The 12,745-nt window shown below is 67.9% G+C and carries 10 protein-coding genes and 2 pseudogenes; 6 read left to right on the top strand and 6 right to left on the bottom strand.

Annotated elements, in window-relative coordinates; translation table 11 throughout:
* The first annotated feature begins 1 nt into the window (after nt 1).
* The 4 genes from AC3IYJ_RS39170 (at nt 2) to AC3IYJ_RS39155 (ending at nt 4,047) form a co-directional block, all read left to right on the top strand.
* On the top strand, nt 2-970 hold the full coding sequence (locus AC3IYJ_RS39170) for an ABC transporter permease (RefSeq protein WP_489403058.1): 969 nt from the start codon (nt 2-4) through the stop codon (nt 968-970).
* A 115-nt stretch (nt 971-1,085) separates the two neighbouring features.
* Nucleotides 1,086-2,132 carry a substrate-binding domain-containing protein gene (locus AC3IYJ_RS39165; protein WP_489399234.1) on the top strand — a complete coding sequence of 349 codons (1,047 nt, stop codon included), beginning with the start codon at nt 1,086-1,088 and terminating at the stop codon, nt 2,130-2,132.
* 89 nt (nt 2,133-2,221) lie between these two features.
* Entirely contained in the window at nt 2,222-3,370 is a 1,149-nt protein-coding gene (locus AC3IYJ_RS39160) for a Gfo/Idh/MocA family protein (RefSeq protein WP_489403057.1), read from the top strand.
* 83 nt (nt 3,371-3,453) lie between these two features.
* Complete coding sequence (locus tag AC3IYJ_RS39155; RefSeq protein ID WP_489399233.1) at nt 3,454-4,047, top strand: DDE-type integrase/transposase/recombinase; 594 nt, start codon at nt 3,454-3,456, stop codon at nt 4,045-4,047.
* Between the two features lie 40 nt (nt 4,048-4,087).
* On the opposite strand, the gene AC3IYJ_RS39150 is transcribed toward AC3IYJ_RS39155, so the two are convergent.
* Nucleotides 4,088-5,818, bottom strand: coding sequence for an MBL fold metallo-hydrolase (locus AC3IYJ_RS39150; RefSeq protein ID WP_489399232.1), 1,731 nt, complete (start codon nt 5,816-5,818; stop codon nt 4,088-4,090).
* Between the two features lie 86 nt (nt 5,819-5,904).
* Between AC3IYJ_RS39150 and AC3IYJ_RS39145 the strand changes: the two genes are divergently transcribed.
* Nucleotides 5,905-6,977 (top strand): IS630 family transposase gene (locus tag AC3IYJ_RS39145; RefSeq protein ID WP_489399231.1). Its coding sequence is split into 2 segments (ribosomal slippage): nt 5,905-6,415 and nt 6,415-6,977, totalling 1,074 coding nucleotides; the frame shifts between segments, so codons are not numbered across the junction.
* Between the two features lie 78 nt (nt 6,978-7,055).
* Here the strand turns inward: AC3IYJ_RS39145 and AC3IYJ_RS39140 are convergent.
* The 4 genes and pseudogenes from AC3IYJ_RS39140 to AC3IYJ_RS39125 form a co-directional block, all read right to left on the bottom strand.
* The gene (locus AC3IYJ_RS39140) at nt 7,056-8,171 is read right to left on the bottom strand and encodes an LLM class flavin-dependent oxidoreductase (protein WP_489399230.1); all 1,116 of its coding nucleotides are present in this window, start codon (nt 8,169-8,171) and stop codon (nt 7,056-7,058) included.
* Between the two features lie 25 nt (nt 8,172-8,196).
* Entirely contained in the window at nt 8,197-9,381 is a 1,185-nt protein-coding gene (locus tag AC3IYJ_RS39135) for an SfnB family sulfur acquisition oxidoreductase (RefSeq protein ID WP_489399229.1), read from the bottom strand.
* 5 nt (nt 9,382-9,386) lie between these two features.
* A complete protein-coding gene (ssuE, locus tag AC3IYJ_RS39130) occupies nt 9,387-9,941 on the bottom strand; it encodes an NADPH-dependent FMN reductase (protein WP_489399228.1) in 555 nt (184 codons plus the stop codon).
* Nucleotides 9,942-10,014: 73 nt separating this feature from the next.
* A pseudogene (locus tag AC3IYJ_RS39125) lies at nt 10,015-10,361 on the bottom strand (acyl-CoA dehydrogenase family protein); the annotation flags it as partial.
* 614 nt (nt 10,362-10,975) lie between these two features.
* On the opposite strand from AC3IYJ_RS39125, the gene AC3IYJ_RS39120 reads away from it, so the two are divergent.
* Nucleotides 10,976-12,181: an IS110 family RNA-guided transposase gene (locus AC3IYJ_RS39120; RefSeq protein WP_489399227.1), complete on the top strand. Its 1,206-nt coding sequence runs from the start codon at nt 10,976-10,978 to the stop codon at nt 12,179-12,181.
* A 23-nt stretch (nt 12,182-12,204) separates the two neighbouring features.
* On the opposite strand, the pseudogene AC3IYJ_RS39115 reads toward AC3IYJ_RS39120, so the two are convergent.
* Nucleotides 12,205-12,710: pseudogene (locus AC3IYJ_RS39115) on the bottom strand (IS6 family transposase); the annotation flags it as partial.
* Nucleotides 12,711-12,745: the final 35 nt, after the last annotated feature.

Genomic DNA, 12,745 nt, shown 5'->3' with positions numbered 1-12,745 from the left:
GGTGCGCTCAAGCTGGTGGAAGAACGACGCCAGCGAACCCGTACGACGCAATCTCGGACTCCTGGGGGTGCTCGCAGCGCTGATCGTCATCGGCCTGATCAGCGCCCCTGCCACCTTCATGACCAGTGGAAACCTCCTCAATATCCTCACCCAGGCATCCGCCGTCGGGGTCATCACCATCGGGATGACCTTTGTGATCATCGGCGGCGGCATCGACCTCTCCGTCGGTGCCCTCGCCGCCCTCGCTGCGGTCTGGTGCACCACCGCCGCCACCCAGGACTTCGGCGCTGTGGGCATGGCCTTCACGGCCCTCGTGGTCGGTCTGGTGTCCGGCGCTCTGAACGGCGCGCTCATCGCTTACGGGCGGCTTGTGCCCTTCATCGTCACACTGGCGATGATGGTCGGCGCCCGCGGCCTCGCCACCAAGATCTCCGACAAGCGGACCCAACCCGTCGAGGTCGCCTCGGTCAACCGGCTCGCCGAGAGCAAGCTGCTGGGCATCCCCGTTCTGGTGCTGATCCTCGCGGCTGTCACCGTCATCGGCTGGGTACTGCTCAACCGCACCACCTTTGGCCGACGCACGGTCGCCATCGGCGGCAACACCGAGGCCGCCCGGCTGGCGGGCATCAGCGTTCGCAGTCACACCCTGCTGCTGTACGCCGTGTCGGGACTGTGCTGCGGCATCGCCGCACTCATGATCGTCTCCCAGGCCAACGCGGGCTCCTCCGGCCAGGGCGACCTGTACGAACTCGACGCCATCGCCGCCGCGATCATCGGCGGCACCGCGCTCACCGGAGGCCGCGGCACGATCGTCGGCTCACTCCTCGGCGTTCTGGTCTTCACCACGATTACCAACCTGTTCATCCTGAACAACCTGCCGACCGAGGTCCAGAACATCGTGAAGGGCGCCATCATCATCGGCGCCGTCCTCGTCCAGCAGTTCCAGCCTGGCAGGGTGCTGCGCCGCTGACCCGCGGCCCATCGCGACACGCCTGCACTCCACCTCCCTCACTTCGGCTCTTCCCGTCTCCCTACGACCGCCGGCCGGCGGCCGTACGGCACCTCACACCCTCATGGAGAACGACATGTCCGACAGAAGCCGGATGTCCCGCAGAAGCATCATCTTCGGTGGTAGCGCCATCGGTGCCGGAGCCCTCCTCGTCAGCTGCACGTCCAATGAGAGGGACACCACCTCCGGCACCGTCCCAGCCGCCGCACGCAGCGGGGACAAGCCGGGCAAGAAGATCACCATCGGTTTCTCCGCCCCCGCGGCGGACCACGGCTGGTTGGCAGCCATCACCAGCAACGCGCAGGCCACCGCCAAACAGTTCCCCGAAGTCACCTTCAACGCCGTCGAGGCGGGTGAGGACGCCACCGCCCAGCGGGCCGCGGTGGAGACCCTGATCCAGTCCAAGCCGGATGTGATCATCGTGCTGCCCCACGACGGTGCACAACTCACCGCCGCCGGCCGCAAAGCCATGCTGGCCGGCATCCCCGTGGTCAACCTCGACCGCGCCTTCAACGACGAACTCGCCTTCCGCGTACTGATCAAGGGCGACAACTACGGCATGGGGGTAGCCGCAGGCAACTTCATCGGCACCCGGCTGAAGGAAGCCGGCAAGGACAACCCCGTGATCGCCGAGATCGCGGGCATCGACAGCCTGCCGCTCACCCAGGAGCGCAGCCAGGGCTTCAAGGACGCCCTCGCCACCTACGGCTTCAAGGTCAAGCACCGCGCCGCCGCCGAGTTCACCATCGACTCCGGCCAGGCGGTCGCCGCCAACCTGCTCCGGGCAGCGCCCAAGCTCGACGCACTGTGGAACCACGACGACGACCAGGGCGTCGGTGTCCTGGCCGCGATCAAGCAGGCCGGGCGCGACGAGTTCTTCATGGTGGGCGGTGCGGGCTCGAAGAAGGCCATGGAACAGATCCGCGACGACAACACCGTCCTCAAGGCGACCGTTACCTACAGTCCCAGCATGGCCTCCTCTGCGGTCATCCTCGCCCGGCTGGTCGCCAATGACCGCGGCATGAACGATCTCGCCGAGCTCGGCGTCCCCAAGGAGATCCGCCTCTCCTCGGAGACCATCACCAAGAACAACGTGGCGGCCTACCTCCCGCTCGGATTCTGACCGGCGGTACCCGGCGACCGGGCCCTGCTCCCGGCAGGGCCCGCCGCAGCGAAGGAGATAATGTGCCAACCCCTCAACTACGTGTCGGCATGGTGGGTCACGCCTTCATGGGCGCCGTGCACTCCCAGGCATGGCGCACGGTCAACCACGTGTTCGACCTCCCCGCGCGGGTCGAGCTGACGGCGTTGTGCGGTCGCGACCCCGGCCGGACCTCGGCTGCCGCCGACCGGCTCGGCTGGGCCGAGCCGGTGACCGACTGGCGACGCCTGATCGCCCGCGCCGACATCGACATCATCGACATCTGCACGCCCGGCGACAGCCATGCCGAGATCGCCGTGGCCGCGCTGGCAGCGGGAAAACACGTGCTGTGCGAGAAGCCGCTCGCCAACTCCGTTGCCGAGGCACGGGAGATGCGTGATGCCGCCGCGGCGGCCCGGTCCACCGGAGTCCGCGCCATGTGCGGCTTCACCTACCGCCGGGTACCCGCCCTGGCCCTACTGCGCAAGATGATCGCGGTCGGCAGGCTCGGGCAGATCCGGCACATCCGCGCCGCCTATCTCCAAGACTGGATCTCCGACCCGGAGTTCCCCCTGGTCTGGCGGCTGCGCGCGGAAAACGCCGGAACCGGGGCGCTCGGCGACATCGGCGCCCACATCGTCGACCTCACCCAGTACCTCACCGGCAGCGAGATCGCCGGCGTCACCGCGCTGAGCGAGACGTTCGTACGGAGCCGGCCTCTGCCCTCGCAACCGGACCGGCACGGCGAGGTCACCGTGGACGACGCCACCCTCTTCCTCGGCCGGTTCACCAACGGTGCCGTCGCCACCTTCGAGGCCACCCGGTTCGCCACCGGCCGCAAGAACGCGCTGCGCCTGGAGATCAACGGCTCCCTCGGCTCCGCATGCTTCGACCTGGAGCGCCTCAACGAACTGGAGTTTCTGGACGCCACCCATCCGGCCGCCGAGCAGGGCTTCAGACGCATCCTCGTTACCGAGCCCGACCACCCCTATCTGTCGGCGTGGTGGCCGCCCGGTCACATCCTCGGCTACGAGCACGGATTCACCCATCAGGCCCGCGACTTCGTCTCCGCAATCTGCGCCGGGCAGGACCCGCGTCCCTCATTCGACGACGCCCTCCAGGTCCAGCTCGTCCTCGACGCCGTGGAGCGCAGCGCCGCCGCAGGTTCCGGATGGACTCCCCTACCCGAGGCCGCCGTGGTCCAGGCGGTCGTCGGCTGAGCAACGCCCCGTATGGGGCACGGCGAGCGGGACTGTCCCGACAACGGCACCAGCCGCAAGCGGATCCTGACGGACGTGGGACGGTGGAACTGGACATCCCTCGCGACCGGGCCGGCGCCTTCAGTCCGCAGATCGTGCCCAGGCATCAGCGGCGGGCTCGGGGCTTCGACGAGGCGGTCCTGTCCCTCTACAGGAAGGGCCTGATCACAGGGGAGATCCACTACCTGGCCACCGTCATCGACCTGTTCTCACGCCGACTGCTCGGCTGTGCGATGGGCGCCCGTCACGACGCCGAGCTGGTCGTGGCGTCCTTGAACATGGCCGCGGCCACCCGCGGCGGCGACGTCAGGGGCGTGATCTTTCACAGCGTCAGAGGCAGTGAGTACGGCTCCCGGCGCTTTCGCCGGGCCTGTCGCCGCCTGGGCCTGACCCAGTCCATGGGCCGCGTCGGACCGTGCTTCGACAATGCCGTCAGCGAGGCGTTCAACAGCGTGCTCAAGGTCGAGTACGTATACCGCCACACGTTCACCACTCGCACCGAGGCCCGGCTGAGGGTCGCGACCTGGATTGCCGGATTCTACAACACTCACCGACTACACAGTGTGTGCGGCTACCAGAGTCCGATCGACTACGAGCACGACCACCGGACCAACTCCGCCTTGGAGGTGGCCGCTTAGAAAATCTCCACAGTCCGAGGGGATTGACAATTCAGACTGGTCACCAGCCTCGGTCTTGCCACCGGGCGACGTGCGAGCGTTGTGCGCCGAGGGTGGTGGACGGACCGTGTCCGGGCAGCACGAGGGTATCGTCGGGGTAGCGGGCGAAGAGGCGGCTGCGGACCTGCTTGAGCAAGTGGTCGAAAGCGCCGCTGTCTCCCCAGGTCGTGCCGACACCACCGGGGAACAGGGCATCTCCTGTGAACAGGAGTGCCGGGCCATCGTGGGGATGGAGGGCGAGGACGATGCTTCCGGGGCTGTGTCCTCCGATATGGATCACCCGGACCGTGGACCGGCCGAAGGGCAGCTTGTCATCGTCCTCGACTGCTTGGGGTGGGACGCACAGCGGGTGTGGTAGCAGGTTGAGGTCGCTGGCGTGGGCGCGTGGGAGTGCGCCGGTTGCGGCGACGACCTCGGTCAGCGCCTGCGTGTGATCCCAGTCGCCGTGGGTGCACACCACCGAGACCATTGGTCCGGGGCCGGCCGCCGCCAGCAGGCGTCGCGGTTCGTCGCCCGCGTCGATCAGGAGTTGTTCGCCAGTGGCAACGCAGCACAGCAGATAGGCATTGGTCGCCAGCGGGCCTACGGTGATCGTGGTGACGTGCACGTTGCCCAGGTCACGTACGGCTGGTTCAGGGGGCTCCGGCTGGTGGCTGTCAGGGCGGCGGGTGAAGGACAGGGTGCGGTAGCAGCCGAGGGCGAACTCGTCGGCGAGGGCGAAGCCGTACCGATCGGCCACGGTGAGCATTGTGTGCCGTTCAGTGGGGCGACCCGGCGGGCGGCGCAGCGCGAACCGAAGCTCCATCAGCTCCTGGTCGAAGCTTCCGGTCCGTGACAACACGTGAGCGAGGACTAGGTTTCCACCGGGTCGGATCAGCCGTCGTGCGGTGTGCCAGAACTGTTCGGGCCGGGTCAGAAAATGGTACGTGCCCACGAGCATTGCGCCGTCGAAGCCGCCATCGGGCAGTTGCGGAAGCGGTTCGTCCAGGTCGCCCCCGACGATGTTGATGCGGTCGTCATATGCGCACAGTTCGCCGGCCAGGGTGGCGAAATCCGCGCTGGCTTCGACTCCCACCAGGTGCGCCTGGCCGTCCCCTGACAGCGCCCGCGCCAACTCCCGCAGCCCGTGGCCCAGCCCGCAGCCCAGGTCCAGCAGCCGGTTGGCGCCTGCGTGTGTCAGGGCGTGCACCGCCCGACGGCGCGCGTACGCATAATATGGGGCGTTCAACGACTGTTCCCACAACGGAAGGTGGGCTCGGTCGAACGTCGCCGCGGTACAGCCGTCGCCCGCGACCAGTTCTTCGGCGAGCCGGGCGAAGTTGGCCTCATCAACGTAGCCGGTCATTGTGGGCTGTCCAATGGCCTCGCTCAGCAGGTACGGGTCGGGGATATAGGCGAGCTGGGCAGCAGTCGTGCGGCGAAAGCGGTGCGGCTCCTCTTCTACGAGCGTCCCCCAGCGGGTCAGCGCCTTCAGGAACAGATCGGCATGTCGGGCTCGTTCCCCCGTCCCCAGCCCGTGGCGGGAAGCGAACTCGCCAGCAGTGAAAGTCCGTTCAGGCAGCAGACCACGACGCAGTGCACTCTGGTTGACCAGGTCGTAGCATGCCCGCCGGAACTCCAGATGGGCCGCATCGATGCGTGCCAGGTCGACGTCGGCAAGGCCAGGCAGGGGCACGCCCGTGGTGGGCCTAGCGCCCGGGGGCGGGGTGGCGCGCAGGTCACTGGTGGTCATCGAAGGCCTTTCGCAGGAGGATTACTGAGGATTTCGGGTTGTCGTCGGGTGGTGACGGTTCATGATCCTTGCGGTATGCAGGTGGTATGCGTTATCCGGAGGGTGGGGGCCTGACTGCTGAGCGTCGGGCGTTTCGTGAGGGGATCCGGCTTCAGGCCGGCGAGCGGTTCGTGGCGGGTGAGAAGACCGCCGTGATCGCGAAGGAACTGCGGGTGAGTGTGCGGTCGGTGGAACGCTGGCGTCGTGCCTGGCGCGAGGGCGGCATCGAGGCCCTGCGCTCGACGGGCCCGGCAAACTCCCCGACCGTCACCAATACCCAGTTCGCCGTGCTCGAGGAGGAACTCGGCAAGGGCCCCTCAGCGCACGGCTTCGAGGATGAACGCTGGACCTTGGTCCGGGTCCAGACGGTGATCCGTCGCCGGCTGCGGCTGACGCTGTCGGTCGCGACGGTGTGGCGGCTGCTGAAACGGCACGGCTGGTCCTGGCAGGCGCCCGCCCGCAGAGCACTCGAGCGCGACGAGCACGCGATCGAGCTGTGGAAGAAGGAGGTCTGGCCGCAGGTAAAAGCCTCGCGGCGGCGTCCGGGGCATGGCTCGTCTTCGAGGACGAAGCCGGCTTCTCCATGACTCCGCCGCGTGCCCACACCTGGGGCCGGCGCGGACACACCCCCGTCATCCGCGTCCGCGGCCGCTCCCGCCGCCGGACCTCGGTCGCCGCCCTGTGCTGCTACAAACCCGGCGAGCCGAGCCGCCTCATCCACCGGCCCCGCAACCATCTCCTGCTCAAGGGCGCCCGCAAGAGCTTCTCCTGGCAGGACTACCGCGACCTGCTGGTACGGGCACATATCCAGCTCGGCGGACCCATCGTGGTGATTTGGGACAATCTCAACACCCATCTGACCGCCGGGCTGAAACGCTACGAAGCCGAACACGACTGGCTCACCACCATCCGCCTCCCGGCATACGCACCAGACCTGAACCCGGTCGAAGCCGTCTGGTCCCTCGTGCGCAGAGCCACGGCCAACACCGCCTTCGGAACCCCAGACGACCTCGACCGCAAACTCCGCCGCGAGTTACGCAGAATCCAGCTCCGACCCCACCTTATCGACGGCTGCCTCACCGCCACCGGCCTGGCCATCAACCCACCGACCCCACCCTGAAAACCTCAGTAGCTCACCGGTATCGTCGACCAAGGCGACGTCGTGGTGGGGCACGCCGTCACCGGCCAGCCAGACGCGCTAGGCGGTGGACGCCGTGGCGGGATGCGTCCACAGCCCCTGCGCGGCGAGCCGGGGCAGCACGCCCTCACCGAACCAATACGCCTCCTCCAGGTGCGGGTAGCCGGAGAGCACCCACTCCTCGATGCCGAGGGCGTGGTATTCCTTGATCCGATCGGCTACCTCGTCGTGGCTGCCGACCAGGGCGGTGCCTGCGCCGCCGCGCACCAGGCCGATGCCGGCCCAGAGGTTGGGGTAGATTTCCAGGTTCTCCCGGCTGCCGCCGTGCAGGGCGAGCATGCGCTGCTGACCCTCGGACTCGCTGCGGGCCAGGCTCGCCTGGGCCGACCGTATGGCCTCCGGGTCGAAGCCGTCGAGCAGGCGGTTTGCCTCGACCCAGGCCTGCTCGGAGGTGTCGCGGGTGATGACGTGCAGCCGCATGCCGAAGCGGAGGGTACGGCCGTGCCGCGCGGCCAGTTTTCTGATCCAGGCGATCTTCTCGGCGACCTGCGCGGGCCGCTCGCCCCAGGTCAGATAGACGTCGGCATACCGGGCCACGACCTCGCTTGCGGCGGGCGAGTAGCCGCTGACGTATACCTCGGGCACCGGGTCGGGCACCCGGTTGAGCTGCGCCTCCGCGACCCGCAGATGCTCCCCGCGCAGGTCGACGCTCTTGCCTGCCCACAAGTCCCGCATTATGTGCAAGAACTCCCCATTGCGCCGGTACCGTGCGTCTTTGCTGAGGAAGTCGCCGTAGGCGCGCTGCTCGTGACTGTCGCCACCGGTGACCACATTGAGCAGCAGCCGTCCGCCTGTCTGCCTCTGGAAGGTGGAGGCCATCTGCGCGGCGAGCGTCGGCGAGATGAAGCCGGGCCGGAAGGCGACGAGGAACTTCAGCCGCTCAGAGTTCTGGCTGAGCATGGCGGCGGTTAACCACCCCTCCTCGCACCAGGCACCGGTCGGGGCGAGCGCTCCCACGAAGCCAAGGTCCTCGGCGGCCCGGGCGATCTGAGTCAGGTAAGCGAGCGTCGGGGGCCGGTCCCGGCCGGAGGCCGTGGCCGGGGTGCCGGCGATGCCGCCGACGACATGGCGACTGTCGCCGTTGGTGGGCAGGAACCAGTGGAAGGTTAGGGCCACAGGGGTCTCCGATCGCGAGTATCCGTTAGAGCAGGCCGTGTCGGGGAGGCCGGGTTCCATTCAGCACGTACTGACCGATGTGCTGGATCTTCCAGCGGGCCGGGTCATGCAGCGTGTGGGTCCGTGCATCGCGCCAGTGGCGGTGCAGGTTCAGGGAGTCGAGCGCCGACCGGGTGCCGGCCACTTCGAACAGTGCACTCGCCACGGTCACCGCTGCCTCGGCCGAGCGCACCTTGGCGACGGCCACCGCGATGGAGGCTTCGGCCGCCGAGTCACCGGTGAGGTGGGCACGGGCCGCGTCGACCGCGCGTGCGGCCTCCTTCAGCAGGGCCTCGGCAGTCCGTACCTGGAGGGCGAGTTCGCCGAAGCGCTGTACGAGGAGCGGGTCCTCGGCGGCGGTCCGGGCTCCGCTCTCGAACCAGGGTCGACTCCTGGTACGCACGAACTCGGCCGCTTCGGTGAGCGCTCCACCGGCGATGCCGGTGTCGATGGCCGCGTGCAGCAGCTGTGCTACAGCGCCATGAAGTTGAGGCCCCTGGAAGGTGAGATGGTGCGGCAGGACCCGGTCGGCGGGCACAGGGACGTCGTCCAGGCGGACGGTGCCGCTCGCGGTCGTCCGCTGCCCCATGCCGTTCCAGTCGTCGACCACGGTCACACCGGGGGCGTCCCGGGGCACGTAGGCGACGTGCAAGTTGTCGTCCTCGCCACGGGCCAACACAGGGATCCAGTGGGCGTAGAGTGCACCAGTGCTGTAGTGCTTGACGCCGGTCAGCAGGTACGACCCGTCCGGCTGCGCATGCAGGCGGGTGCGGATGTCCTGGACGTGCTGGGTGCCAGCCTCGGACTGCGCGTTGCCGAACCGGCGGCCGGCCAGCAGCTCGGCGAAGAAGAACTTCCGCTGCTCCTCGCTGCCCTGACGGCGAATCACATTAACGTAGACGAAGTGACTCTGCGGGATCTGGGCGATGCTCGCGTCGGCCGAGCCGAGCAGCCGGAAGATCTCCGCCAGGGTCCCGGCGCGTACGTCGGCGCCGCCGTGCTCTGCCGGCACGGTCACGGCGAGCAGCCCGGAGGCGGACAGGCGGTCCACCTCGGCCCATGGCAGCAGCCGCTCGGCGTCCCGCTCGGTGGCCCCGGCGCGGAACTGCGAAGCCAGGGTCTCTGCGACGGCGAGCGCCTCGGCGTCGTCGGCGATGACGTGTGCGGTCATGGCGGTCAGCTCGCCGCCGCCAGCACCGGGGCGCGGTCGAGGGCGGCGGAGAACTGGTCCACCAGGCGCCCAAGCGCCTCGGCGGCGGCCGGGTCGACCGTCAGCGAGCCGTCCTCCCTCACGGTGATGTCCTTGTCGAGGGTGAACCAGCCCTGGACGATGTGCGTGGCACCCATGGAGCTCAGCACCGGGCGCAGTGCATAGTCAATGGCGAGGATGTGCCCGGCGGAGCCCCCGGTGGCGAGGGGCAGCACGGTCTTGCCGGTGAGCGCGTACTGCGGGAGCAGGTCCAGCAGCACCTTCAGGACACCGGAGTACGACGCCTTGTAGATCGGTGTGCCGATCACGACACCGTCGGCCCGGGCGAAGAGTTCGGTGGCCTCGACGATCGCGGGGTGCCGGAAGTCCGCACCGAGCAGGGCCTCGGCGGGAATGGTGCGGACGTCGAGAGGGATCACCTGATGGCCCTGGGCGATCAGCCGCTGGTCCAGGTGGCGCAGCAGGCGACACGTGCGGGAGGAGGCGGAAGGGCTGCCGGAAACGGACAGGATGGTGGCCATGGGTGTCTCGTTTTCTGGAGGTGTGCCGGACAGCCTTGACGGGACAGGCGCCCAGGACAGCAATCAGTCAGGACTACCAGGTGAATTCGGGTAGTTCGCCTTCCAGGACCCAGGCGCCTACCTCGCGGCGCTTGTAGGCGACAGGCTCCTGCAGGGTGTGCGTACGTACGTGGCGCCAGAAGCGGGTCAGGCCCCGGCGGCGGTGGTGGAGCGGGCGCCGGTCACCTCGATGACGCGGCTGGTGATCTCCAGGGCCACGTCGGTGGTCTGTGCCTTGACCGCAGCAACGGACCTCGAAGTCGCCTCGGGCCTACACGATGACCGCGTCGGGGTCGTCGTGCAGCTTCCCCTCGGCGGCGACGATGTCGGTGAGCCTCGGCCGCCCCAGAGCTTCGCGGTGAGGTCGCCGTATGTGTCGATGGGCGGGCACCGTCAACTTGACCTCGAGCAAAATCCCGGGAGTCGGCCCAAGCGAAGACTTCCTTGACCGGAACACGCCAATTCCCCCAGTTGACAGTACCCTCCCGCGTGCGGCAGACGCGATGCCTGATCGAGCCTCATGAGCCCGCACCACTACCGCTAGATGGTTCATGGGGCCCTCCCAACGGGGGCGCTGGCGAAGTCGATCCACTGGCCAGGCTGAACCGAGAACTACGGGTTCCAAACCCTGGTCCTAGAGCACATCACCCGGAGGCCATCCGGTCTAGAGGGCTAGCAGACGCAGACTGGGTCCCACCGTGCAAGCTTGTCCGTTTGTGAACGCTGGCGGCTGGGCTGGTGGGAGTTCTCCGCCCGGTTGTTCAATCCTTACGTTGTTGGTGGGTTGATTCCGGTCACTCGTAGGATCGGAAGACCCGGGGATGTCGGGTGTGGCTGTGGTTCTCCAGCCCAGTGGTGGCTTCAAAGGATTGGCCGCCCGGCATCCCGCGACGACTCGACCACTCATTGGGATGCGCGCGACAAGATCGCTTGGTAAGGACACGCTGGCGAGGTCGTCTGCTGGGACCGGTACTGGAACGACTTCGGAGGTGACCGTGCCCGAACTGTGGGCCGGAACAGACGCGGGCAAAGCCGAGCATCACTGCGTGGTGATCGACACCGACGGCCAGCGGAAGCTGTCGCGACGGGTCGCCAATGACGAGACCACACTGCTCAAACTGCTCGCCGACGTACTGGAGCTGAGCCAGGGTGAGCCGGTCACCTGGGCGATCGACCTCAATGCCGGCGGTGCCGCATTGATGATCGCCCTGCTGACCGACAACGGACAGCGGGTCCTCTACATCCCCGGCCGCACCGTCCACCACGCCTCCGGGTCCTACCGCGGCGACGGCAAGACGGACGCGAAGGACGCCTTCGTCATCGCGGACCAGGCGCGTATGCGCCGCGACCTGCAGACCATGCACCGCGGCGACGACATCGCCGTGGACCTGCGGATCCTCACCTCGCGACGCCTGGACCTGGCCGCCGACCGCACCAGGACGATCAACCGGATGCGGGCCCAGATGCTGGAGTACTTCCCCGCCCTGGAGCGGGCCTTCGACTACAGCACCTCGAAGGCATCCCTCGTGCTGCTGACCGGCTACCAGACCCCCGCGGCCCTGCGACGCATCGGAAAGAACCGTCTCGCCGAATGGCTGAAGAACCGCAAGGTCCGCAACTACAAACTCGTCGCGGACACGGCGATCGAGGCCGCCGAAGCCCAGCACACCGCTGTCGCCGGGGAGAAGCTGGCCGCAGTCGTCGTCGCCAAGCTCGCGAGGGAGGTGATGGCCCTCGATGAGGAGATCGCTGAGACCGATGCCCTGATCGAGGGCCGGTTTCGCGACCACCCACACGCCGAAGTCATCCTGAGCATGCCCGGCATCGGCCCGGTCCTGGCTGCGGAGTTCATCGCACACACCGGTGGCGACATGAGCGTCTTCGGCAGTCCCGACCGTCTCGCCGGCGTTTCCGGCCTGGCACCCGTCCCCAGGGACTCCGGACGGATCACCGGCAATATGCGCAGGCCACGGCGGTACTGCCGCCGCCTGCTGCGGGTCTTCTACATGTCCGCCCAGGTCGCCGCCCGATGCTGCCCCACCTCGAAAGCGTTCTACACGCGCAAACGAGCCGAGGGCAAGAACCACAGGCAGGCTGTCATCGCCCTCGCACGGCGCCGATTGAACGTTCTGTGGGCCCTCATACGCGACGGCCGAGCTTTCGAGATCACCGCACCGCCCAGCCCTGTCACGCTGGGATGAAACGCTCACAGTGCGCCACCGGGCGAGCTTGACAACTTCATTGGGAATCCTTTGTGGGAGCGGTGCTCCACCGAGGGCATCGCCTGCCGTGGGCGGCACCGTAGGCACGGAGCTTGTCCGTGACGATCACCCGGTGCACCGACCCGGTCGTCTTGAGAAGCCGGCGGAAGAACCGCCTGGCCTCGGCCTTGCCCCGGGGCTTCTGGACGAGGATGTCGAGCACATTGCCATCGGTGTCGACCGCACGGCACAGGTACTTCCGCTCCCCGTTGATCTTGATGAAGACCTCGTCCAGACGCCACTTATCAGCCGGCCGCGGGCGCCGCCGACGCAGGCTGTTCGCATAGGCCTGCCCGAACTTCGGACACCAGCGCCGGACGCTCTCGCAGGAGACGACCACCCCGCGTTCGAGCATGAGTTCTTCGACCTCGCGGAAGCTCAGGGGGAAGCGCAAGTACAGCCACATACAGTGCGAGACGACCTCCACCGGATACCGGTGATTCCGGTACGACGGCACCGCGGACGACACGACCGGCTCCCCGCCCACACAACCAACCCCAAGAA

The sequence above is a fragment of the Streptomyces sp. GL_140 genome (genome assembly GCF_057834465.1).
The sequence above is the reverse complement of the archived record's forward strand: the minus strand, read 5'-3'. Positions and strand labels throughout refer to the sequence as shown.

Bases quoted from the DNA above. Each gene is read 5' to 3' on its own strand.
- AC3IYJ_RS39165 (WP_489399234.1), top strand. From the start codon at position 1,086: ATGTCCGACAGAAGCCGGATGTCCCGCAGAAGCATCATCTTCGGTGGT.
- AC3IYJ_RS39160 (WP_489403057.1), top strand. From the start codon at position 2,222: ATGGTGGGTCACGCCTTCATGGGCGCCGTGCACTCCCAGGCATGGCGC.
- AC3IYJ_RS39150 (WP_489399232.1), bottom strand. From the start codon at position 5,818: ATGACCACCAGTGACCTGCGCGCCACCCCGCCCCCGGGCGCTAGGCCC.
- AC3IYJ_RS39135 (WP_489399229.1), bottom strand. From the start codon at position 9,381: ATGACCGCACACGTCATCGCCGACGACGCCGAGGCGCTCGCCGTCGCA.
- ssuE (WP_489399228.1), bottom strand. From the start codon at position 9,941: ATGGCCACCATCCTGTCCGTTTCCGGCAGCCCTTCCGCCTCCTCCCGC.